The sequence below is a fragment of the Hydrotalea sp. genome (assembly GCA_030054115.1).
Classification (GTDB): domain Bacteria; phylum Pseudomonadota; class Alphaproteobacteria; order JASGCL01; family JASGCL01; genus JASGCL01.
In genome coordinates this window covers 77,502-101,809 of sequence record JASGCL010000001.1, presented here as the reverse complement: position 1 = coordinate 101,809, position 24,308 = coordinate 77,502, and the positions used below count along the sequence as shown (strand labels likewise).

The window sequence follows — 24,308 nt, the reverse complement described above, 5'->3', positions numbered from 1 at the left end:
CAAAATTGATGGATGGTTTCGACGATGAGCAACGACAAAATAATCGACAAAAAAACCGTGGAGCATATCGCGCGGTTGAGCAAAATAAAATTGACCGACGCGGAGAAGGAACGACTCATCCCCGAATTAAACAATATTTTATCGCTGGTGAGTAAATTGAAAGACATACCGGATAGCGTAGAACCATTGATGTCGGTGTTGGAGGTGGCCTTAAGCAACTTGCCCGAAGCGCAAGAAGCGATATTGCCCATGATGCCCGATGAGGTTGGCGAAAAAAACAACGCCGTCGATTTGTTAAAAATAGCGCGTAATGCCAAAGAAATGGGCGAGGGCGGTTTTTTTGTCGTGCCAAAGGTTGTCGGCGGCGTCGGCGATAATGGCGAGTAATAGTCGAAAAAATAACAACAGAGATAACATCATGGATAAAAAACAAATTCTATCGTTGGACATGGTTGGGGCAGTAACGGCCTTGCGCAACATGGAAATCAGCGCGGTGGAATTGACGCAAACTTACCTTGATGAAATTGCGGCGCGGAATGATACCCTCAATGCCTACATCACCGTTACCCCCGACCGCGCATTGGCCGATGCAAAGCAGGCCGATAAAGATATTGCTGATAAGAATTTTAAAGACTTAACCGGCATACCGCTGGGGATAAAAGATTTGTTTTGCACCAAGGGGATTTACACCACCGCCGCGTCGAAAATGCTGGCTGATTTTGTGCCGCCGTATGAATCAACCGTGACGCAAAAATTGTGGGACGCCGGCGCGGTGTGTTTGGGCAAAACCAACATGGACGAATTTGCCATGGGGTCAACCACCAGCACCGGTTATCACCGCGAAAAAAAACGCGTCGTGCCGACGATAAACCCGTGGAGTCCGAATTTATGGACTAAGAATTTTAATATGGAACGCGACCCCCTGACCGCTGGTGGGTCGTCGGGCGGGTCGGCGGCGGCGGTGGCGGGGTTGATGGCACTTGGCGCAACCGGCAGTGACACCGGCGGGTCGATTCGCCAACCCTGCGCCTTCACCGGTTTGGTCGGGGTGAAGCCGACCTATGGCCGGTGTTCGCGTTACGGCATGGTGGCATTTGCCAGCTCGCTGGACCAGGCGGGGGTGATGACGCGGTCGGTGCGCGACGCGGCATTGATGCTGGGGGTAATCGCCGGCCATGACCAGCGCGATTCGACCAGCGCGAATTTACCCGTGCCAAAAAAACAATGGCTCGACGCGGTGGAGAAGGGCAAGAATGAGGGGTTGAAGGGGTTGCGGGTAGGTTATTTAGGTGGGGCAAATTCAGAGATATTTAATTTATTAACCAAGAAGTATGAAAAAATAAAATGTTTAGATATTGCTAACGAATATTTGCAGGTTAAAGAAAAATTTAATAATGGCATATCAACCTATTATATCATTGCGCCGGCCGAGGCGGCATCCAACCTCGCCCGTTACGATGGGGTGCGGTATGGTTTGCGCAGTGATGGCAAGAACCTAAATGATATGTATGAAAACACGCGGCGCGATGGGTTTGGCAATGAAGTAAAACGCAGGATTCTTATCGGCAATTATGTGCTCTCGGCTGGCTATTACGACGCCTATTTCAAAAAGGCGCAACAGATAAGACGCATGATGTGCGAAGAATTTTTTAAATTATTTAGAGATTATGATGTTATTCTCTTACCTACAACAAATACTTATGGTGCCTTTGCCTTGAATACAAAATTTAGTGACCCGACCGAAATATACAAACAAGATTTTTTAACTATACCAGCATCCTTGGCGGGAGTGCCCGCAGGTGTATTGCCATTACCACCAAGAAGAGAAGGCGTGTTGCCAGCAGGGTTACAAGTCATCTGCAAACATTACGACGAAGCAACCATGTTCCGCGTCATGGGCGCGCTGGAGCAAGCATTTAATATCCCCACCACCGACAACCTCCTAAAAAGAAACAACATAACATGACGCAACAACAATTTATTTTGAAGGGCAAAACCGGCGATTGGGAATTGGTCGTCGGGTTGGAGGTTCACGCCCAAGTGATTTCAAATTCAAAATTATTTTCGCGCGCCAGCACCGATTTCGGCGGCGCACCAAACAGCCACGTGGCATTGTTCGACGCCGCGCTCCCCGGGCAATTGCCGGTCATCAACCGCGAATGCGTGCGCCAGGCGGTGCGCACCGGCCTGGCATTAGGGGCAAAAATAAACCCAGTTTCGGTCTTTGCCCGCAAAAATTATTTCTACGCCGACCTGCCCCAAGGGTATCAAATTTCGCAATTTGATAAACCGGTGGTGGGGGAGGGGGCCATCACCATCGACCTGGAAAATGGCACGCAAAAAACCATCGGCATCGAACGATTGCATTTGGAACAAGACGCCGGCAAATCGATTCACGATCTATCGCCGACAGAATCCTATATCGACCTTAATCGGTCGGGTGTCGCCCTGATGGAAATTGTTTCAAAACCCGACATGACCTCGCCCGAGGAAGCCGGTTTGTATGTCACCAAATTGCGCGCCCTCCTTCGCCATATTGGCACGTGCGATGGCAATATGCAGGAGGGTAGCCTGCGCGCCGACGTTAATGTCTCGGTAAGAAAAGTCGGCGACAAAAATTTGGGGATTCGCGCCGAATTAAAAAATATCAATTCGATAAAATTCGTGCGCGATGCAATAGTGGTCGAGGCGAAACGGCAAATCGCGCTCCTTGAACGGGGTGAAAAAATGGTGCAGGAAACGCGGCTTTATGATGCCGACAAAAACGAAACCCGCCCGATGCGGGATAAGGAAGATGCCGCCGATTACCGCTACTTCCCCGACCCCGACCTTTTGCCCTTGGTGCTAAGCGATGAATTCATCGCCGAATGCGAGGATTCGATTCCTATCCTGCCCGACGAACAAAAAAAACAATGGGAAGCAGATTACGGCCTCAGCGGTTACGACGCCAGCCAATTGTTGGCCGAACGCGACATCGCCGATTATTTTGAAACCGCGGTGGCGGCGTTGAAAGAAAAATCAGCCGCCAAAATTCTCGCCAATTGGATATTGGGCGATTTGTTCGCCAACCTGAACAAACATAATTTAACCATAGGCGACAGCCCGATTATCGCCAGCAACCTGGCCGGGTTGGTTAATGAATTGCAGGCCGGTAGCATCTCCGGCAAAATGGCGAAGGATGTTTTTGCCGACATGTGGGGGCATGATGGTGGGGGCAAAACCGCCGCCGATATTATCAAGGAAAAAGGCCTGGCGCAGGTTTCAGACAAGGGGGCGATTGAAAAACTCGCCGCCGATGTCATGGCGCAAAACCCGACCCAAGTCGCCGATTACAAATCGGGCAATGAAAAGGTTTTTGGCTTCCTGGTCGGGCAGTTGATGAAATTATCGAAAGGTTCAGCCAACCCGTCCCTTGCCAACCAAGTGCTAAAAGATTTATTAAACAAATAACATGAAAAAAATTCTCACCTTATTTTTATTGCTCGCCATGGTGACGGTGACCAATGGGTGCCGTTCAAAATGCGCGCCGTTGGATAGAACCTACCCCAGCCGGCAAGACAAAAACCAAGCACAAGCCACGCAAGCCGACCAGGTAACCGACCGAGTCAGTTTCGCCCTCAGCAATTGCAACAAACAGCAATTTGCTTTTATTGCAAAACCATTTATAGGTGGCTAATGGCATTTGTATCAGATAAATTTTTGGCGGCGTGGCGGCCGCATTATCGCCCCCTCGCGGCGGCGGCGAAATCTTGGGCGTTTGACGAAGCCAAAAAATTGGTCGCGCGCTACGAAAATAAAAAACCAATCACCGGCGCGGTGGTGTTTGAAACCGGTTACGGCCCATCGGGCCTGCCGCATATCGGCACATTTGGCGAGGTTCTCCGCACCACCATGGTGCGCCAAGCCTTCGCCATTTTGTCCGACATCCCAACCAAATTAATTTGCTTTTCCGACGATATGGACGGCTTCCGCAAAGTCCCAACCAACGTGCCGAACCAGGAAATGCTCCAAAAATACTTGGGCATCCCCTTGACCCGCGTGCCCAATCCATTTACCGACGGTGCCTATGCCAAATACAAAAGCTACGGCGAACAAAATAACGCGCGATTGCGCGACTTCCTCGACCAATTTTGGTTTGATTATGAATTTATGTCATCGACCGAACAATATACGTCGGGTTTTTTTGACGCGCAATTAAAAAAATACTTGAAACACCATGATGATATTTTGGCGGTGATGTTGCCAACCCTGGGGGCGGAACGGCAGTCGACCTATTCGCCATTTTTGCCAATTCACCCCGAAACCGGTGTGGTGTTGCAGGTGCCGGTTATCAAAACCAATGTCGACAAAAATACCATTACCTATCTGCATGACGGCAAGGAAATCGAACAATCGATATTGGGTGGCCAATGCAAATTGCAATGGAAACCCGATTGGTCAATGCGGATGCAGGCACTGAATATCGATTACGAAATGGCGGGCAAGGACTTGATTCCATCGGCCGAGCTCGCGCTCGATATCATCGGCAAAACCGGTGGCACGCCGCCGCTGGTATTTCACTACGAATTGTTTTTGGATGACAAGGGGCAAAAAATTTCAAAAAGCAAAGGCAACGGCCTAACGATGGAGGAATGGTTGCGCTACGCGCCAAAGGAATCCTTGGCTTACTTCATGTATCAAAAACCAAAAACCGCCAAGCGATTATTTTTTGACATTATCCCCAAAAATGTCGACGAATATTACCAGCAATTAAACGCCCTGCATAAACAATCTGGCGAGAAAAAATACGGCGAGATGCTCGACAACACGGTGTTCCATATATCCCCAGAACATTGGCAAGACAGCCTTGCGCCGGCGGTGTCATTTTCGCTCCTGCTTCATTTGGTTTCGGCGTCTGACGCCAGCGATAAAAAAATCCTCTGGGGTTTTATTAATAATTATTATAAAGATGTCGATGCGGCCAAGGACAAAGCCCTCGACGCGTTGGTTGGCTTTGCGATTCGTTATTACGAGGATTTTGTCAAACCCCACAAGAAATTTAAAAAACCAAACGAGACGGAAAAACAATGGCTGGTCGATTTGTCTGCTGATTTGCAAGCCACCGACGCCACCACGCCCGAGGATTTGCAAACCATCATCTACGAACGGGGCAAAAAAACCACTTTAGAATTACGCGCCTGGTTTCAATTGCTTTATGAAACATTGCTGGGCCAGGTCGAGGGGCCACGCCTGGGCAGTTTTATCACCCTATTTGGTCGCGAAAAATTCATCGGGTTGATAGACGCGGCGGTAGAGTAGAAAGACCAACACTCGCTTCATTTTCTCTCTTGACTATAATTATTATTAGTATACTAGTTTAAAGATAATGATAAAAAGAGTATTACTAACTTTCGCTATGGTTTTGGCTGTGTTTGGCATGGTTGGGTTTGTACCCAAAAATGCTAAAGCTGAAATAGGATTAAAACTATCCATTACTCCTCAAGTTGGCGTTGGCGTTGTTGTTGCTGAGGGTGGTTGTTCTGGCCTTTTGTCAAAATGCGATGTGATAATGGGGGGATTCAAAGCTTCTGTCGGCTATAAAGATTATATCTATATTGGCACGGGTTTTAACTATAGTGGCGATGCGTTAACATATCTTGGGAAAAATAGTTTAGAAAATATTGGCCTATATAACAGCACAAGTTATGTGTCTTACGTTCCTTTGGTTATAGGCACAAACGCCCTCAAGATAAGACTAACAGATAAATTATCTCTGTCGAGCGGGGTGTACGCGGGAGTGGCTTTTTATACGGAGGTTATAACGGGGAGGAGGAGTAACTTTGCTGAGTATTATATAAAAGAAAGTAGCACTCATCCGATAGTCGGTGGCACGTTTGACCTTAATTATTCCGTAACGCCGTCGTTTCAGTTGACATTGGCCAATGATTTTGCTGGGTTGATAAGGTCTGCTCCTTATGACGTAGATAGAGTTTCTGGTTTTACCTCAGGAACGACGACAAGTAATAAAACAACCAGCGATAATGATTCTGATATATTTTATTATAGCTTCGGACTGGGGGCAAGCTATAGTTTTTAAAAGGAATAAAAATATATTATTTTTTAAGAAATTATAAATGAAAAAACAAAAATCATTTTTGCAATTTATCGTTTCATTTTTCACTTCGTTGAGAATGGCTAGGGTAGGATATTTTGTATCTTATGTTGTGTTATTTTTCTTCCTTGCATTGCTTAATCAAAATGAAGAAATCAGTTATAATAGTTACTTAATATTATATGTAGTAGCTATTGTATCTATGGCAATGGTCTGGAGTGCTAGAGCAAGAGATATAGGAATAAATGTCACTAGCGTGGTTATTTTTTATGCCGTGGTGATTGCATGGTCTTGGTTTGAAAGAGACGTGGTATTTTTATTGTTATTAATAGGGGTGCCATTGTTAATTATTCGATCCAATCGTTATAGAAAAAATAAATAAATAGTCTCTTATAATTTTTTTGCAGAATCGATTTTAAAACTAATAGGTGGCATTTGCCATTATCCTTTTGCTCTGCTATAGTCGCGTTGGTTGCTTTCTACCCGTTATTATTGATGGGGGCGACCAATAGAAATTAGGTGTAACATGAAAAAGGCGGAAGTGGCGGCATGGCTGGAAGAACGTAAAATTGACGAAGTTGAATGCTCGATGCCAGATTTAAATGGCATCATGCGCGGGAAGATAATTCCCGCTAAAAAATTTTTGGAAGATTACGAACGCGGCATTCGCATGCCGATGGAGGTTTTGAAAGAAACCGTCAATGGCGAATATATCTGGGATGACGAAGTCATCCAAGATACCGACGGCGACCTGCAGATGGTGCCGGATTTTTCGTCCCTCAGCCTGGTGCCGTGGTATAAAAACCCAACGGCGCAGGTGGTGTGCGACGTGGTCTACCCCAGCGACGGCAAACATAATGACAAGGCCGGCCAAGAATTACCCTTCGCGCCGCGCTCGGTTTTAAAACATGTGTTAAAATTATATGACGACATGGGGTTAAAACCGGTGGTCGCGCCCGAATTGGAATTTTATTTGGTGCAAAAAAACCTCGACCCCGATTTGCCATTGCTCACCCCCGAATCCTTAACTGGTCGCCAAGACCAATCGGGGCAAGGTTACGGCATCGAACGATTGAATAATTTTGACCATGTGGTCGACCAACTTTATAATTACTCCGAAAAAATGGATATCGACGTCGATACCATCGCCTTGGAATCTGGGCCGGCGCAGGTCGAATTTAATTTTAACCACGGCGACCCATTGTCGCTGGCCGACCAAGTTTTTATGTTCAAGCGCATGGCGCGCCAGGTCGGGTTAGAAAAAGGTATGTTCGTTACCTTCATGGCGCGGCCCTATGAAAACCACACTGGTTCGGCGATGCATCTTCACCAATCGGTGGTGGATAAGGTCACCGGTCAAAATCTATTCGCCGAGCTCGACGGCCGCAATAGCCGCAAGTTGTTTTATTACATCGGCGGGCTACGTAAATATATTTCCCATTGCTTCCCAATGTTCGCGCCCAATATCAATAGTTATCGGCGCATCACACCATACAGCGACGCACCGATTAACACCCACTGGGGGCTGGATAACCGCACGGTCGGGCTTCGCGTGCCGGCGTCTGAGGTGAAAAATCGCCGCGTCGAAAACCGCATCATCGGTGCCGATTGCAACCCCTATCTTGCCTTCGCCGCCAGCCTTGCCGCCGGCCTCTTGGGCCTGCGCGAGCGGGTTTCGCCCGGCCGCCCGACCGAGGGCGATGCCTACAAATTGGCCTTCAGCCTGCCGCATAATTTGCAGGATGCTATTTATAAAATGAGCCACTCGAAACAAATGAAATCCATCATCGGCGAGGATTTCATCGCGCTTTTCAGCGCGGTCAAATTGCACGAATATAATAAATTTCACCGCGTTATCAGCTCGTGGGAGAGAGAGCACTTGCTTTTGAATATCTAATCAGATATATTTTTATTAGAAAAATAAAATATTTCTTAACCAAATAGGAGAGGTTATCAATGACAAATATTCTACATAATGTGGACGACGCGACATTAAAAAAATACGACATCGCGCATCATATTCACCCCTTCACCGACCATAAGGCACTTGCCGACGCTGGCGGACCACGCATCATCACCTCGGCCTCGGGTTGTTACCTGACCGATAAACTCGGCAATAAAATTTTGGACGGCATGGCTGGCCTGTGGTGCGCCACCATCGGTTATGGCAACACCGACATGGCCAAGGCCGTCAGCGACCAGGTTAAGGAACTTTCCTATTACAATACATTTTTTAAAACCAGCCACCCGCCGGTGATTGCCCTGTCAAAAAAATTGGCGGAGCTTCATAACAAACCGCGCGACAAGCAATTAAATTATTTTTTCTTTGGCTCCTCGGGCTCTGAATCGAACGACACGGTTTTGCGTTTGGTGCGACGTTATTGGCAATTAAAGGGCAAACCCGAAAAAATGCACGTCATTTCGCGCAAAAATGCCTACCATGGTTCGACCATCGCCGGTTTAAGCTTGGGCGGCATGGGTTACATGCACGACCAAACCCCGGGGATGATTCCCGGCATCCACCATGTGCGCCAACCATATTGGTATGGCGAGGGCGGCGAGATGAGCGAGGACGAATTCGGTTTGCTCTGCGCCAAGGCGGTTGAGGATAAAATAAACGAACTGGGGGTTGATAAGGTCGCGGCCTTTATCGGCGAACCGGTGCAGGGGGCGGGCGGCGTTATTATTCCGCCAAAAACCTATTGGCCAGCGGTTGCTGAGATTTGTAAAAAACACGGCATCCTGCTGGTAATGGACGAGGTTATCTGCGGCTTTGGCCGGTTGGGCACGTGGTTCGGTCATCAACATTACGACCTCGACCCCGATTTGGTAACCATGGCCAAGGGCTTGTCATCGGGCTATGTGCCGATGTCGGGCGTGGCGGTGAAAAAACACGTGCTCGACACGCTGGATACCGCCAATGACGATTTTGCCCATGGCTACACCTACAGCGGCCACCCGGTGGGTGCGGCCGCGGCCTTGAAAAATTTGGAAATCATCGAAGACCAAAAATTGATTGAGAAGGTTAAAAACGAAACCGGGCCATATCTTGCCAAAAAATTGGCGGAGATAAGCGACATGCCAATTGTTGGTCAGGTGCGTTCCCTGGGGCTTATCGGTGCCATCGAATTGGTTAAGGATAAAAAAACGCGGGCGCGCTTCCCGAACGAGGGGTCAACCGGCACGGTCTGTCGCGACCATTTCTTCGCCCATAATGTTATTTTGCGTGCGACGCGCGATACCATGTTGATATCGCCGCCGCTGATTATTGACAAGAATCAAATCGACGACATGTTTGCCGTGATTAAAACCTGTCTTGATTTAACATGGAAAGACGTCAATAAATAATATAGAATAGATCGCCCTTTATTTTTTATGAAGGGCGCAAGATAATGGCCACGGGAATGGGATAGGGTCATTATCTGGGACGATTAAATAGCAAAGCGTCAAGAGGGTAAAAAAAACATCATGGAAAATAGCTCCTCCACCAATGGGGAGAAATCCCCAAGCATCCCCCAGCACCAACGGCGAAAAATTTTGTCGCCCGGTCTTGGGATCTACCGGTGGGAGATAACCATGGTGCTGTCGATATTGCATCGCTTCAGCGGCGTGTTTTTATGGTTGGTGGCGGTGGTGGCCTTGTTACTGCTCAGCGACCGCGTGCTATTGCATTTTTTTACCGCGCCCGATAGTTTCGTTGCGCCGCTGGTTGGTTTTATTGCGACCATTGCCAAAGATTTTTCTTATATTATTTTGGCACCAGTGTTTTTTGCCCTGTTTTTTCACGGCCTAAATGGCATACGCCATTTTTTTTGGGACATGGGTTTCGGTTATAATATCAAGGTTGCCCGTGCCAGCGCGTGGCTGGTCATCGGTCTGTCGTTGCTGGCGACCGTGATTATTGCTATGACAATGTGGCGTCTACATTCATAATAAAATAAAAAATATAACATCATGGCCAATTTTTTCAGCAAGCGTAAAAAAACCACGCGCCATTGGCTTGGCCAACGTGTGTCGGCGGTGTTGATGTTGGTGATTGCTGTTTACCTGGCGTCGGTGCTGGCCGATAATAATTTTGCCTTGCCACAACTTGCCGATTTGGCGGGCAATGGATTGGTTGTTGTTATGGCCTTGGGGTTTTTGGTGTTGTTCGACCATGGCAAATTGGGGTTCGAGGTCATTATCGAGGATTACGTGCATGAGACCACCCCGCAACATGTCGCGTTGTTTTTTAACAATGCGGCGGCGTGGGTTTTTAAAATACTCACCCTGGTGGTGGCCTATTATATATTTAGGGGGGAAATCTGATGACAAAATCATACAACATTATCGACCATTATTATGACGTGGTGGTGGTGGGTTCGGGTGGCGCGGGGTTGCGCGCGACATTGGGCCTGGCCGAGGCCGATTTAAAAACCGCCGTCATCAGCAAGGTTTTCCCAACCCGCAGTCACACCGTCGCGGCGCAGGGCGGCATTTCGGCGGCCTTAGGCAACGAAGCCGCCGATGATTGGCAATGGCATTTTTATGACACGGTGAAGGGAAGCGATTGGCTGGGCGACCAAGATGCGATTGAATATATGACGCACGAGGCTATTCCCGCGGTTATCGAATTAGAACGTTATGGTTTGCCGTTTAGCCGCAACGCCGATGGTAAAATTTATCAACGGCCGTTTGGCGGCATGACCACACAATTTGGCGATGGGCCGCCGGCCCTGCGCACCTGCGCCGCGGCCGACCGCACCGGTCATGCCATGCTTCACACCCTTTACCAACAGTCGCTCAAGGCCAAGGCCGAATTTTTTGTTGAATATGTCGCGATTGATTTATTGACCAGCGGCACGGGTAAGGACATTGAAATCTTGGGCGTCTTGGCGTGGAATTTGGCCGACGGCACGTTGCATCGCTTTTACGGGCAAAAAACCGTGCTGGCGACCGGCGGTTATGGGCGGGCATATTTCAGTTCGACCTCGGCCCACACCTGCACTGGTGATGGCGGCGGCATGGTGCTCCGCGCCGGCCTGCAGTTGGAGGATATGGAGTTCGTGCAATTTCACCCGACCGGCCTTTATGGTGTTGGCTGTTTGATAACCGAGGGGGCGCGCGGCGAGGGCGGTTACCTTATCAACAGCGAGGGCGAAAAATTCATGGCGAAATACGCGCCGCATGTTAAGGATTTGGCATCGCGCGATGTTGTCAGCCGCGCCATCGCGATGGAGGTTCGTGCCGGTCGCGGTGTCGGGCCGAAAAAAGACCATGCTTATTTATGCTTGATGCACCTGTCGCCCAAAACGATACATGAAAAATTGCCGGGGATTGCCGATACGGTGAAAACCTTTACCGGCCTGGATGTAACACGCGACCCGATACCGGTTATTCCGACCTGCCATTACAACATGGGCGGCATCCCGACCAATGTGCGGGGCGAGGTTATTTATACCGATAAAAAAGGAAAAACATCGGTCGTCGCCGGTTTGTTGGCGGCGGGGGAGGGGGCATGTGTTTCGGTGCATGGCGCGAATCGTTTGGGGTCGAACAGCCTGCTGGATTTGGTGGTGTTTGGCCGTGCGGTGGCCACCACCTGCCGCGAGACAATTAAAAAATCGGTGCGCCAGGGCGCAATGGTTAATAACAATGACGACAATGGTGAAAAAATTATCGACCGGTTTGACCGCGTCCGCTTTGGCAGTGGCAGTGGCATGACCACCGCAACCGCGCGGTTGGAAATGCAACATACCATGCAACAATATTGCGGCGTGTTTCGCGACAAACAAAATTTACAAATCGGCCTGCAAAAATTACAAACCCTGGCGAGCGACAGCGTCGGGCTGACGCTGAAGGATACCGGCATGCTGTGGAACAGCGATTTGGCCGAGACCTACGAATTTTACAACCTGCTGGGCATGGCAATTGTCAGCATGGCCGGCGCGTTACGGCGCGAGGAATCGCGCGGTGCCCACGCGCGCGAGGATTTTAAAAACCGCGACGACGACCAATGGCTGGTGCATAGCCACATTGCGTTTGAAACCGCCGCCGGCAATAACCCCAGCGATTTTATGGCGGGCGAGATTGATTACGCCTATCGGCCGGTTTCCTTCGCCACCAAGGAAGTCAAATCAATCCCGCCGAAAGCGCGAGTATATTAAAAATGCCAATTGCGTTACAAGCGCGTTGCAAGCAACTTATAAAAGGCTTATAATTGAAAATAAATAACATGACCTTAACCCCAGCCAGCAAAAAAATTCGCGTCTATCGCTACGACCCGGCGACCGACAGCAAACCCTATTGGCAAGAATTTATGTTAGACGCAGAAACCGCCGGTAGCATGGTGCTGGATAGTTTGCTGGCGATTAAAAACACCATCGATTCCAGCCTGAGCTTTCGCCGGTCATGCAGAGAGGGGATTTGCGGCTCCTGCGCCATGAACATGAATGGTAAAAATGGTTTGGCCTGCACCAAGTCGCTGGCCGATAAGGACATGGGTGATACCATCACCATCGCGCCCTTGCCCCATTTGCCGGTGTTGAAGGATTTGGTGCCCGACCTGTCGACGCCCTATCGCCAATTGGCATCTATCGAACCATGGTTAAAAAGAAACGATAGCGAGGCGCAAAAAACCGGTAACGATAAAAACGATGGTTACCACACCGGCCAACGCGAATCGTTGCAAACACCGGCGCAACGCGAAAAGTTGGATGGTTCTATCGAATGTATTTTGTGTTTTGCCTGCGCCACATCTTGCCCCAGCTATTGGTGGAACGGCGATAAGAGCGACCTTAAAAACCAAGACGAAAAGCAAGATGAATATTTGGGCCCGGCGATTTTGTTGCAGGCCTATCGGTTTTTGGCCGACAGCCGCGACGACGCAAAACAAGAACGATTGGATCAATTGCAGGGTGCTTTTAAGGTTTATCGTTGCCACACGATTATGAATTGCACCTCGGCCTGCCCCAAGGGGTTAAACCCGGCGAAGGCGATTGGCGAAATCAAAAAAATGCTGGCAACGGCCTAGCGGTTGATTATAGATTATCAATATTATCAAACGACCAAATTTTTATTGCTTGCTCGGCTAAATTTTCTTGACGAGTATTAATAGAATCTTCATTCCATTCGTCATATTTTAATAACTGCTTCGCTAGAGCATAATTTGATTTCTTATAGCCTGCTTTTTTTTCTGAAAATGTTTTTATATCAGCCATTTCGTTTGAACTATTAATCTCTGCCTCTAAGAGACAATAGTTACCAAACTTTTTATAATACTCCTCATGTTGCTTTGTATCAAAGAAATCAGCCCAATTTTCGTTCCAGCTTTCAGGCAATATATGCTCTATAGTGCCTGCAGTATCAGCCGTGCCCCGATTGTTGCCAGAAATATAATTTTCTAATTCTTTTAAAAAATATATAATGACCTTAGTTTTCGTTATAGACAAGGTCTGAAAGCTTGCCTTAAATTCATTATCATTTGGATATATTCCCCCTTTTATGACTCTGTCCTTTATATCCGAAGATCCTTTTATTTTGCCAGCATGGATGTCTATGGCAATTTTATTATACAGGCTTTCTTGCGCGTTAGGATTTTTATGGCAGACAATATTGTATCTTATTGCTACAATTGAAAGATATTTTATGGTTTGAATAAAATCCCTTGTTTTGAATTTTTGATATGCAGGCATCAGAACAATTAGAGGTTGTTGCACCCCTAAATCAGTTAATACCCTAACTGCGTTTTTAATATCTTGCCCCCCCTCCTTATGCCATTCATCATCAGTATAATTTTTTAAGGCTCTATAAATCTTTGCATATTCTATAAGCTGGTTAATAAATTTATCTATATTGCCGTGATAAGTTTCTTTAATAATGTTTTGTAATTCTAAAAATAATTGCTTTTCTTTAATAACCCCGGCTTCAGTACAATTATGAAAATACCTTATAAAAGAAGCAAGTTTATTCGCTTTAGTAATACCTTCAAGCTCTTGCCATTTTGATGAAATGATGTCAGCATCGTGAGGGGTTCTTATTTGAGAGAAAATATAATTTTTAATTAAATCAGCGGGGGAAAGGTCTAAGCCACGTGCATTTAAACATTCAAAAAGAATGTAGGCGTCATTCTCATTAGCAACGGTGATTTGTATTAAAAATAACTTGTCGATTATTGACTCTAGTATTTTTGATATCTGTTCGCCATCCTTAATGACATTAGGATAGTCTTCATTTAGCCGCTTTTTAAAAAAAATTATGGAGTCATAAAGCGGCTTAGAATTATTATCGGAAGGTCTAACAATATTTATTTGGCTTAAGTAATCTTTATAGTAGTCATTGTTGTTTTTATTAAGTTGTAACTTTGGATAGGAGTAAAGGGTCGTGCCATCGGTGCTTGAAATTAATCTTTCTTTATAATAAGAAACGCGTTTTTGATTCTCGTCCTTGCTGATGCTCTCATTAACAAGTTGCTGTAAGAAATCTATTAAGACAATGGCAACGATGCTTATGCTAGCCAGTCGTTGTTGGCCATCAATAATTTCAAACTCTTTTCTACCGATTTGTTCTGATAAAACAATATTTCCTAAGAAGTGATAATAATTTTCATCTTCATAGCATTTTTTTATATCATCCCATAACTCTTGCCATTGTTCTTGCTCCCATGAGTAATTCCGTTGGTATTTTGGCACAATATATTTTTTGCCATTACCCAACATATCTCCAATAGAAATATTAGTAGGGATAAAAAGATTTTTTCTAATTCTGTCAGTGGATGTAGCTTGAGTCATCTTTTATGCTATCTATGATGATATAATAGTAGCATTTCCTTAAATAGTCAAGAGTAGGGAAGAATTGCTAGTAAAAAATATAAAATACCCCCTGCCTTTCTTGGCAGTTGCAATTATCATAAAAAAGTCTTAATTTGCATAAAAGACAGGTAAATACCCTGCTCTTGTCCCACCTTGCATTTTTACCATGGCCCAGCAACCCCCACGACCAAACCAATTTCGCCCGCGACCATCGCGACCGGGGATGAGGCCGCGCCCGCAAGGTCAATACCGCGGTCGCCCGCAAGCCCGTCCACAAGGTCAGCCGCCAATGCAATCAACCGCCGAACGGCCGGCCATGGCAACCATGCCGGCGCAATCTCCCAGGCCACCCCGCCCCACCATAAGACAACCGATGAGACGCCCGATAAGGCGACCAGTAAGCAATGGTAATGGTGCGCGGCCGCAAACACCACCGATGCAATCTCAACCGCAATCATTCGCACCGCAACCATTGCCCGAACGAACCATGGAGCAAGCCGTTGCCCAGGCCATGACGCAAATGGCGCAGGTCGCCAATCAAGGTATTACGCCAGGCACAACCACCGAACCGCCACCCGCAACCGATGGCGGTGGTCAAACATCTTATCAACAAAATCCACAACAAAATTACCAAGCAAGCGCGCAACAACCGCCGAGGCAAAACACCGCGCGGCCGCGCGGGCAACGGCCAAATGGTAAGGCGTCAGCAGGGGATGGCGCGGGGGCCGATGTGGAATCGCTGTGGAATTTTTTGAAGGATATTTTCCTCAATAAAAGACCGCGACCCGAAATCACCAGCGACGGCAATTTTGTGCTGTCGGCAAAACATATTCGCCAATCGGTGCAATGGAAACGCGACCCGATAAGGCAACTTATCAGCTATTATCGCTCGACCTTGATAACCATCGGGTTTTTTTCGGTGTTTATTAATGTCTTGATGCTGGTGCCGCCGATTTTTATGATGCAAATTTATAACCGCGTCCTCGGGTCGGCCAACACCAGCACGCTGGTGTCGATGACCGCCATCGCCATTTTTTTGATGGGGTTTCAATCGATGCTCGAGGCGATTCGCCTAAAAATCATGGGGCGCATCGGTGCCTATATCAACTTTGCGATGCAGGATAGTGTTTTTGAATCGGCGTTCCTTAATAACCTAATGCGCAACCGGCCGGTCGGGTCGGGCGCGGTGCGCGATATGGAACAGGTGCGAATGTTCATCACCTCGCCCCTGATATTTGTGATTTACGACACGCCATGGGCATTTATGTTTTTGGGCATATTGTTTTATATCAATACTGTCATGGGTATTTTTGCCCTGGTCGGCATGGTGTTGGTTTTTATCTTGGCGGTCATGACCGAGGTTGCCTCCAAAACCCCCTTCCGCAATTCGGCAACCTATTCAAACCAGGCATCGCAATTTATCGAAACATCATTGCGCAACACCGACGTGTTGCAGGCAATGGGCATGATGCGGTCGATGCAAAAAAAATGGCGCGAAAATTATGAACCGACGGTTAATTTAATGACCAAGGCGCAGGACACGGTGGCGACCCTGTCCACCCTGTCGCGGTCGTTGCGGCAATTGTTGCAATCGTTGGTTTTGGGTTTGGCGAGCTACCTTGTCTTGACCGACCAATTAAGCCCCGGGTTGATTGTCGCCTGTTCGATTATTGTTGGCAAGGTTTTGCAACCGGTGGATATGGCGATTGGCGGCTGGCGGTCATTTTCAACCGCGCGGTTTGCTTACCTGCGCCTCAGCACAATGCTCAGCCAATTCCCGCCGAACATCGACAACGAATTGCGCCTGCCCCGGCCGAAAGGAATCGTCGCGGTCGAGGAATTGGTTGGTTCGCCCCCCGGCGCAACCCGCCCCATTATCCAAGGCATCAGCGCGCAATTTATGCCCGGCACGGTGACGGCGGTGGTCGGGCCATCGGGCGCGGGAAAAACCACCTTTGCCCAATTTTTGTGTGGCGTGTGGCGACCGATGCGCGGTTTTGTTCGTATCGATGGTGCCGATATTAATAATTTAAACCCCAACGACCGGCCGAATTTTATTGGTTATGTTCCACAAACGGTCGAATTGTTTGAAGGGTCGGTCGCCGAAAACATCGCCCGTTTTCAAACCCCCGACATGGAACGGGTGGTGGCAATGGCCGAGCTAGCCAATTGCCACGAGATTATCATGCGGTTGGATAAAAATTATGAAACCGATATCGGTATCGATGGTGTAAAATTATCCGCCGGGCAAAGGCAGAAAATCGCCCTGGCGCGCGCGCTTTATACCGACCCGGCGGTTATCGTGATGGATGAACCCAATTCGAACCTTGATACCGCGGGCGAAGTCGCCCTGCTGAACGCCATTACCGCCCTGAAGCAAGCCGGCCGCACCGTGATTTTCATCACCCACAACACCAAATTATTGTCGGTGGCCGACATGATGATGGTGATGCAGGATGGCAAGATGGTGGCAATGGCTGAAACCGAAAAAATATTGCCGATGTATTTGCAACAACAAACCAAACAACAACAGGGCGGCGCGGGCACACCGGGTGGAATGCCCGCCGGCATGATGATGCCCGCTGGCGGTATGCCGGGTGGAATGCCGGCACAGATGATGGGACAGCTGGCACAGATGATGGGCGGTGGCGCGCCCCAAGCAATGGCGCCGCAACAGCCACCGCAAGCCGGCGCGCGCCCGGCACAAGCAACGACGCAACAAACAGCGCAACCATCACCAGCACCTGGCAAGCCAAGCTTCGGCCATATTTCATTGCGTTAAGGGGAGGGCTTTGCGCTAAAAGCGACAGCCGACAAACCGGAACAAAATTTTTAGAATATAAACTTCACCAAACCATCAACTGCGATGCGCGAAAGTTGATAGGCCGGCAAGTCAACAAAGGCACGTGCGTCCAGACCAATCGCTAACCCATCGTCGATAGTCCATTCAACGCCAACCCGTGGTGTCAATAAAAATTCTGGTATAATCGGTATGTTTAGTTTCGATATGGCATCGTTGGCCGCGCCAACGCCGGTATCAACCTTGGGGTAAAAAATGAAAAGGTCAAGCCCAACGCCAGAGCCCACCAATAGTTTGAGGTTGCCACCAAATTTTGCCGTCCAATCATATGTCACCGGTATGTTTAACATGGTAAAGGAGGCGGCGGCGGGCACGTGACCCAACGACGTCAGGCCATAGGCGTCTTTAACGGCGGTAATAAATTGGTTAAGCTTTTCGTTGGTGACCGACAAATAGTGAAAATCGATATTGCCGGCATCGGTTTTGTCACCGGAATCCAGGCCGATAGAAATACCCCCGCCGACGCCAATGCCCAACATGCCAAAGGTCACAGTTGGTTCGATAACGGTAAATGGCACATTTGCACGGGCGTTGTTAACGGCGATGGGTTGCTTTTGGCTGGCGCTGTTATAATCATCAGTATAATCATCACTAATGTCCACCCATCTGAAGTCGATATTTTTGCCCGTTGGCAATGTTATTGCTGTGTCGTTGTCGTCTGCCGCCATTGCCGGCGCGGTGCGGGTCGCCAGGCCGGCCAGCATGCCAAACAGGCCTATGGCCGCAATGGTTGTGAAGGAAGATTTTTTTGTTTTAATGCCCATGATGTTTTTTTTAGAATGTTAATTTTGCCGTTACGTCGATCGTGCCGCGCGACAGGGGAAATGCCGGCAAATCGATAAAGCCACGTATGTTCATGCCAAGGGCTAATAAATCGGTGGCGTTCCATTCAAAACCAATGCGCGGCGTCAATAATAACCCGCCAAGGATTACTTCCTTATCGGTGCCGCTTGATTGTGATTGGGTTTGGGTTTGGGTTTGCCCACCGCCCGACACGGTGGCCGTGGCATTGGCCACGGCGGCGGCGGTTACGTGCAGAATCCAACCCTCAATCCCTGCGCCGGTGCCAATCAAGCCAACAAACTGGTCATATTCCAATTTGGCAACGTAATCATAGGTTATGGCGGCAAATTGGGTTTTCATGGTCGCGCTGGCGTTGGCGTCCACGTTGAGGTTAACCCCGGGAATGCTTTTTAATAAATTGCTGATGTCGCCGCCAGCGTCAAAGGTTTGCGACATGTTTTGGTAATCGACATTAAAGGCGTCGGTACGACGGTCGTTGGTCGTGCCCAGCGATACACCACCACCCCAGCCGATACCAATAAAATTGCTGTATGAAAATTGTGGCGCGGCGCTGATGAAGAATCTGTTACCCGCATTGTTCGCTTGCGCCTGCGCTTGGGTTATATAAAGGCCATTGTCACCCGCTAGTAATACAAACAGACCACCAGCTAAAAATAAAGCTTGCTTAAAATGCTTTTTCATTAATGCCCCCTATAATGTCCTTCTTTATACCAAATAGTGGGCGGCTTGTCAAGAATCTTATCAACCTGTGATTGCGCATATTTTTCCTATCAACGGCTAAATGATATGACTTGCGATGCCAAGTTCGCCGCTGTATGGTGGCCGCGTTGAGAAAAAAAATCGATAGACCATGCCCACAGCAACCACATCATCGCGCGCGCACCATGAATCGCGGCGCATAAAACGCCGTGCGATTATCGATATAAACATCGGCGTCATGGTTTTTTCCCTGCAGGATATGGTGATAAAATTTGTCAGCCACGATTACGCCATCAGCCAATTGATGGTGGTGCGTTGCATTATCGCCATGCCATTATTATTGTGGTTGATGGCGCGTTGGTCGTTGGATGGCAAACCGGTTGGCGTCGGTGCCATTTGGTCGCCGCGCTGGCGGTGGTTGGCAATTCGCGGTTGCACCGCGGTGTTGGCCTACAACACCTATTACCTCGCCTTTCCCGTATTGCCGATAGCCACCATCGCGTCGATGTTTTTAACCGCGCCATTGTTTTTGGTGTTGTTTAGTTTTTTGTTCGTCGGCGATGCCATAACGCCGCGCCAATTATTGGCGATTATCATTGGCTTTGCCGGTTCGTTGATTATTTTACGCCCGTGGAACAGCCCGGGACATGTGTTTGATTTTGCCGGATTATTACCATTGGGGGCGGCGATTTTTTATGCCCTGTCGCAAACCATCAATCGAAAATATTTGCAGGGCGACAGCCCGCTGGTAATGGCGATATACCAAACCGCGTTGTTTTTCATTGCCGCCGGTGTGGCGACAATGGTTTTTCATTTTTTTCAATTTGAACCCCATCATCTAAGCTTAATCTTTTTAACCCGCGATTGGGTGACGTTCACGCTATCCGATTTGTTGTTGTTGATGACGACCGGCGTGGTTGGCACCTTTGGCATGACATTCCTGGCCAAGGCCTATCGCGCCGCGCCGGCCGGCGTGGTCGCGCCGTTTGAATATGGCGCGTTGTTGATAAGCTTTATTGCGGGTTTCATGATATGGGGTGAGGTGCCAACTATCTTGGCGATGGTCGGGGCATTCATGATTTTGGTCGCCGGGTTGTTGATCATTCGCGGCGATGCTTAAAATTATGGGCGGGTAAGGCATAACCTTACGCAGATTGCTTTGCCATTCGCCGCGAACTATTGTAAAAATGGGATAATAAATTTATGTTAAAAAATCATGTCGAATAGTTTTGGCCGTTTGTTTCGTTTCACCACCTTTGGCGAAAGCCACGGGGTGATGATTGGCGCGGTGATTGACGGGTGCCCGCCGCGTATAAAAATTGATGAAGCCATGGTGCAACAATGGCTTGACCGCCGTCGCCCCGGGCAAAGCCGTTTCACGACGCAACGGCAGGAGGAGGATAAGGTAAAAATTGTTTCCGGGCTATTTGACGGCGTTACCACCGGCACGCCGATTGTCATGGTTATTGAAAACCAAGACCAACGGTCGAAAGATTATGGCGAGATTGCGCAAAAATTTCGCCCGGGCCATGCTGATTATACGTATCAACAAAAATACGGCCTGCGCGATTATCGCGGTGGCGGTCGGTCGTCGGCGCGCGAAACGGCGATGCGGGTGGCGGTGGGGGCGGTGGCGCACCAGGTGTTGCAACATATATTGGGCAAAGATTATGGCATTGATGCCGGGCTTATCCAAATGGGCAGGCACCACAGCGACGAAAAAAATTACGATTGGGGCGGCGTGTGGAACAATGATTTTTACACCCCCGATAAAAAAATCGTCGCAACCTTTGCCGATTATTTAGACAGCATAAGGAAAAAAGGTTCGTCGGTTGGCGGCATGGTTCAGGTGGTGGCGCGCGGCGTGCCGGCGGGCATTGGCGCGCCGATTTACGGCAAATTATCGGCCGATTTGGCAAGCGCCATGATGTCGATAAACGCGGTGAAGGCGGTGGCGATTGGCGACGGCATGAATGTCGCGGGGATGGAGGGCACCGACAACAATGATGAGATGCAAGCAAATAAAAAAGGTGAGGTTGAATTTTTATCGAACCACGCCGGCGGCATATTGGGCGGCATCAGCACCGGCCAAGATATTATGGTGCGGGTGGCGATAAAACCGACCAGCAGTATCCTTATCCCGCAAAAAACCGTGACCACCAATGGCGACAACACCGACATTGTGACGAAGGGGCGACACGACCCATGCGTTGCGATTCGCGCCGTGCCGATAACCATGGCGATGATGGCGATAACCATCCTCGACCATTTATTATTGCATCGCGGGCAGTGTGGAGAAGTTATTTGATAAAAAAATCGCTCCGCGATTTGACAATTTAAATTACGAAAACTGCTGACGCAGTGTTCGTCTGACGATATAGCTACGTTATGAGCGTTTAATAATACGCAGAAGTTTCAAGAAAAATAAAAAAGGGCGGTTAGTAATAACCGCCCTTTTTTTTATAAAAAATCTTATCCGCGAACCCACCCGAAAATTCTAACGTGTTTTGGGGGGCTTTACTTCAATGACTCGCCCTTGTGGCGTATGTCCAAAAGGCAAATACCCCTCGCGAGTGGGTATCATTTTTATATTATTTGGTTGGTCGTTGTTACCCGTAGACTTCGGCGGTGTATGTCCATCTTTAGTATATATTAATTTTCCAGTCATTGTTAACGCTCCTTTAAATTATATTACAAAATTTATCACTTTTACTCAAAAAATTCAATAGTCTTAATGTCTGATAAATATATTCCGCCAGTTTGATTAGTTTTTTTCTTAAAGCTGGCATTTTTATTTAACTCCCATTGTTCGGCAAGGTATATGTCTTTTGCTAAATAACCAGAGGCGGCAAAGGATGTTTTTTTCTCTTGTGGTTTGCTAATATATTTCCCAGCATATTTTTTACCATCGTTTAAAGTTACGATGACAAAACATCCATTTTTAGCATTCTTAAAGGCATGGTCCCAGGCATAAGCATCAGGATGCTGAAACAACCATATAGACCAGTTAGCTTTCCTAGATAAATAAAGGATATAAGTTAAACAAATTGGCAAGATGACAAAATATAAGAAATAGAGCAGGTAGCTAACAATATCTGTTTTTGACGCAAGAAAATGATTAATTGTTATATCCAATAGCAAAGCAAAAAAATTATTTATTAAGCTGTAAGCAAAAAAATCCATTCTAAATTGGCTAGCGTCAGTTCGTTTTTGGCCAGTCAAAATTTCATAAAACTTAACGCAAATAAAACCCGGCAGAATAAAAGCCATGATGAAAAACACAGCGTCCTTGTTATCTAACAAGGATTTTAGAAAACTAGCAGGATTTAAATTATCAAATAAAGACACGCCTTTCTATTAAACATCTCTCCCAAGAAAACAAGCTATAAGCGTGTTTTTTGTAACCGCTCGCAGTTAAAAAATGAATCTAAAACACCCCGCTGGATAGCATCAACCTTGCAATTATTGCCGAGGGCAGGGTGGCGACAGGCGTCTTGAATACCACGCGGTTGGTTGTATATCGCGCGTTTTTACGCCGCCGCCAAACCCTGCGCGACCGACAATATCGCGGTCATGGTAAAAAATAACCGGATGATGTTCATGAAATTTTTTTTGCGAAAGATACGTCTTGCTAATAATTTTTTTAAAAAATTCATGCGCGTTCTCCTAGGGTTTTTTTTGTGATATTTTATTGCCGGTTAATTACCTTGGGGGATTCTAAACCAAATCAATTATATTACAACCCCACCGCCGATGTTTATATCGTTGATTATTAAGTTTAATTTTATTTGCAATGGTGGGTTTGCATTTGGTTTTTATTCCTCTTTTTTTATGATGAAAAAAAATGATTACGCTTAAGAAATTTTTTTTCATATTAGCAATTGAAAAATTTTACCAGATTGCCTAGTGTTGTCACATGAAATTGTCCGCATTAAACAACATGGTCGGTGGCTGGGGTGACGACCATGAAACACGCGTCAGCGCGACCCCCGAATCGTTGAAATTGTTGCGCGAAAAAAACAATCTGTCGATTGCGGTGGTGAAAAACGCCGGTGCGGCGGCCGGTTTTTCTGACGATGATTATAAAAAAATTGGCGGCGATATTATCGCCGATAATGATTCCGCCCTGGCCGGTGCGGATATTGTTACCTCGGTCATGGCACCAACCGCGGCGATGGTGAAAAAAATGAAACCCGGGGCGTGGCTCATCGCGCCGCTGAACGCGCGGCAAGATAACGCATTGTTGCAGGTGCTGGCTGGCCAAAAAATTTCGGCCTTCGCCCTGGAAATGATTCCGCGTATTTCGCGTGCGCAAAATATGGATATTTTATCGTCGCAATCGAACCTGGCGGGGTATCGTGCGGTGCTCCTCGCCCTGCAACATTATGGTCAGGCCGCGCCAATGATGATGACCGCCGCCGGCACATTAAAACCCGCGAAGTTTTTAATCATGGGGGTGGGGGTCGCGGGGTTGCAGGCAATTGCCACCGCGAAACGATTGGGCGGCGTGGTCATGGCGACCGACGTGCGCCCCGATACCAAGGAACAGGTCGAAAGCCTCGGCGGGCAATTTTTGGCGGTGATGGATAAAGAATTCAAAAACGCGCAAACCGCCGGCGGCTACGCCAAGCCGATGAGCGCGGCCTATCAAAAAAAACAGCAGGCCTTGATAATGGAAACCCTGCCGCAGGTTGATATTGTCATAACCACCGCCCTTATCCCCGGGCGCGCCGCGCCGCAATTATTGACGGCGGAGATGGTGAAAAAAATAAAAACCGGCGCGGTGGTGGTTGATATGGCGGTTGAATCGGGTGGTAATGTCGCGGGCAATGCGCCCGATAAAATTGTTGAAACCGGCAATGGCGTGAAAATTGTCCCGGGGGCGAATTTGGCGCGGCTTCTGCCGGCCTCGGCCTCCGCCCTGTTTGCAAAAAACATTGTCAATTTTATTGGCAATTTATGGCATAATGATGAAAAAAAATTGGTGATTAACCTGACCGATGATATTATCAAGGGTTCATTGGTCGCGCACGATGGAAAAATTTTATTGGCCTAAATAATAAAA

General features: G+C 47.8%; 23 protein-coding genes. 17 read left to right on the top strand and 6 right to left on the bottom strand.

Annotated elements, in window-relative coordinates:
- Positions 1-24: 24 nt before the first annotated feature.
- The 13 genes from gatC (at position 25) to QM529_00445 (ending at position 13,103) form a co-directional block, all read left to right on the top strand.
- Positions 25-387, top strand: coding sequence for an Asp-tRNA(Asn)/Glu-tRNA(Gln) amidotransferase subunit GatC (gatC, locus tag QM529_00505; protein ID MDI9313150.1), 363 nt, complete (start codon positions 25-27; stop codon positions 385-387).
- 31 nt (positions 388-418) lie between these two features.
- Complete coding sequence (gene gatA / locus QM529_00500) at positions 419-1,966, top strand: Asp-tRNA(Asn)/Glu-tRNA(Gln) amidotransferase subunit GatA (protein ID MDI9313149.1); 1,548 nt, start codon at positions 419-421, stop codon at positions 1,964-1,966.
- Positions 1,963-3,450 (top strand): Asp-tRNA(Asn)/Glu-tRNA(Gln) amidotransferase subunit GatB, encoded by a 1,488-nt coding sequence (gatB, locus tag QM529_00495; protein MDI9313148.1) that lies wholly within the window; start codon positions 1,963-1,965, stop codon positions 3,448-3,450. The genes gatA and gatB overlap by 4 nt, the downstream gene beginning before the upstream one ends.
- Position 3,451: 1 nt before the next feature.
- Entirely contained in the window at positions 3,452-3,676 is a 225-nt protein-coding gene (locus QM529_00490; GenBank protein MDI9313147.1) for a hypothetical protein, read from the top strand.
- Positions 3,676-5,298: a lysine--tRNA ligase gene (locus QM529_00485; protein ID MDI9313146.1), complete on the top strand. Its 1,623-nt coding sequence runs from the start codon at positions 3,676-3,678 to the stop codon at positions 5,296-5,298. Before QM529_00490 ends, QM529_00485 begins: the two co-directional genes overlap by 1 nt.
- 67 nt (positions 5,299-5,365) lie before the next feature.
- Positions 5,366-6,076 carry a hypothetical protein gene (locus QM529_00480; protein MDI9313145.1) on the top strand — a complete coding sequence of 237 codons (711 nt, stop codon included), beginning with the start codon at positions 5,366-5,368 and terminating at the stop codon, positions 6,074-6,076.
- A 37-nt stretch (positions 6,077-6,113) separates the two neighbouring features.
- Complete coding sequence (locus tag QM529_00475; GenBank protein ID MDI9313144.1) at positions 6,114-6,473, top strand: hypothetical protein; 360 nt, start codon at positions 6,114-6,116, stop codon at positions 6,471-6,473.
- Positions 6,474-6,617: 144 nt separating this feature from the next.
- Positions 6,618-7,988: a glutamine synthetase family protein gene (locus QM529_00470; GenBank protein ID MDI9313143.1), complete on the top strand. Its 1,371-nt coding sequence runs from the start codon at positions 6,618-6,620 to the stop codon at positions 7,986-7,988.
- 59 nt (positions 7,989-8,047) lie between these two features.
- A complete protein-coding gene (locus QM529_00465; protein ID MDI9313142.1) occupies positions 8,048-9,439 on the top strand; it encodes an aspartate aminotransferase family protein in 1,392 nt (463 codons plus the stop codon).
- Between the two features lie 120 nt (positions 9,440-9,559).
- Positions 9,560-10,024 carry a succinate dehydrogenase, cytochrome b556 subunit gene (gene sdhC / locus QM529_00460; GenBank protein ID MDI9313141.1) on the top strand — a complete coding sequence of 155 codons (465 nt, stop codon included), beginning with the start codon at positions 9,560-9,562 and terminating at the stop codon, positions 10,022-10,024.
- Between the two features lie 21 nt (positions 10,025-10,045).
- Positions 10,046-10,399 carry a succinate dehydrogenase, hydrophobic membrane anchor protein gene (sdhD, locus tag QM529_00455; GenBank protein MDI9313140.1) on the top strand — a complete coding sequence of 118 codons (354 nt, stop codon included), beginning with the start codon at positions 10,046-10,048 and terminating at the stop codon, positions 10,397-10,399.
- Positions 10,399-12,237 (top strand): succinate dehydrogenase flavoprotein subunit, encoded by a 1,839-nt coding sequence (gene sdhA, locus QM529_00450; GenBank protein MDI9313139.1) that lies wholly within the window; start codon positions 10,399-10,401, stop codon positions 12,235-12,237. Before sdhD ends, sdhA begins: the two co-directional genes overlap by 1 nt.
- Positions 12,238-12,305: 68 nt before the next feature.
- Positions 12,306-13,103, top strand: coding sequence for a succinate dehydrogenase iron-sulfur subunit (locus QM529_00445; GenBank protein ID MDI9313138.1), 798 nt, complete (start codon positions 12,306-12,308; stop codon positions 13,101-13,103).
- Positions 13,104-13,110: 7 nt separating this feature from the next.
- Here the strand turns inward: QM529_00445 and QM529_00440 are convergent, their stop codons facing one another.
- Positions 13,111-14,859 carry a DUF262 domain-containing HNH endonuclease family protein gene (locus QM529_00440; GenBank protein ID MDI9313137.1) on the bottom strand — a complete coding sequence of 583 codons (1,749 nt, stop codon included), beginning with the start codon at positions 14,857-14,859 and terminating at the stop codon, positions 13,111-13,113.
- Positions 14,860-15,041: 182 nt separating this feature from the next.
- Positions 15,042-15,338: a hypothetical protein gene (locus QM529_00435; protein MDI9313136.1), complete on the bottom strand. Its 297-nt coding sequence runs from the start codon at positions 15,336-15,338 to the stop codon at positions 15,042-15,044.
- On the opposite strand from QM529_00435, the gene QM529_00430 reads away from it, so the two are divergent.
- Positions 15,317-17,662, top strand: a complete 2,346-nt coding sequence (locus QM529_00430; protein MDI9313135.1) for a type I secretion system permease/ATPase — start codon at positions 15,317-15,319, stop codon at positions 17,660-17,662. The two genes, QM529_00435 and QM529_00430, sit on opposite strands and share 22 nt — an antisense overlap.
- A 50-nt stretch (positions 17,663-17,712) precedes the next feature.
- Here the strand turns inward: QM529_00430 and QM529_00425 are convergent, their stop codons facing one another.
- Together QM529_00425 and QM529_00420 are read right to left on the bottom strand one after the other, a co-directional pair.
- Complete coding sequence (locus tag QM529_00425) at positions 17,713-18,504, bottom strand: hypothetical protein (GenBank protein ID MDI9313134.1); 792 nt, start codon at positions 18,502-18,504, stop codon at positions 17,713-17,715.
- Positions 18,505-18,514: 10 nt separating this feature from the next.
- Entirely contained in the window at positions 18,515-19,225 is a 711-nt protein-coding gene (locus tag QM529_00420; protein MDI9313133.1) for a hypothetical protein, read from the bottom strand.
- Positions 19,226-19,394: 169 nt separating this feature from the next.
- On the opposite strand from QM529_00420, the gene QM529_00415 reads away from it, so the two are divergent.
- Positions 19,395-20,363: a DMT family transporter gene (locus QM529_00415; protein ID MDI9313132.1), complete on the top strand. Its 969-nt coding sequence runs from the start codon at positions 19,395-19,397 to the stop codon at positions 20,361-20,363.
- Positions 20,364-20,459: 96 nt separating this feature from the next.
- Positions 20,460-21,551, top strand: a complete 1,092-nt coding sequence (gene aroC, locus QM529_00410) for a chorismate synthase (protein MDI9313131.1) — start codon at positions 20,460-20,462, stop codon at positions 21,549-21,551.
- Between the two features lie 401 nt (positions 21,552-21,952).
- On the opposite strand, the gene QM529_00405 is transcribed toward aroC, so the two are convergent.
- Positions 21,953-22,525, bottom strand: coding sequence for a DUF6338 family protein (locus tag QM529_00405; GenBank protein MDI9313130.1), 573 nt, complete (start codon positions 22,523-22,525; stop codon positions 21,953-21,955).
- Between the two features lie 248 nt (positions 22,526-22,773).
- Positions 22,774-22,899 carry a hypothetical protein gene (locus QM529_00400; GenBank protein ID MDI9313129.1) on the bottom strand — a complete coding sequence of 42 codons (126 nt, stop codon included), beginning with the start codon at positions 22,897-22,899 and terminating at the stop codon, positions 22,774-22,776.
- A 260-nt stretch (positions 22,900-23,159) separates the two neighbouring features.
- On the opposite strand from QM529_00400, the gene QM529_00395 reads away from it, so the two are divergent.
- A complete protein-coding gene (locus tag QM529_00395; GenBank protein MDI9313128.1) occupies positions 23,160-24,299 on the top strand; it encodes an NAD(P) transhydrogenase subunit alpha in 1,140 nt (379 codons plus the stop codon).
- Positions 24,300-24,308 lie beyond the last annotated feature (9 nt).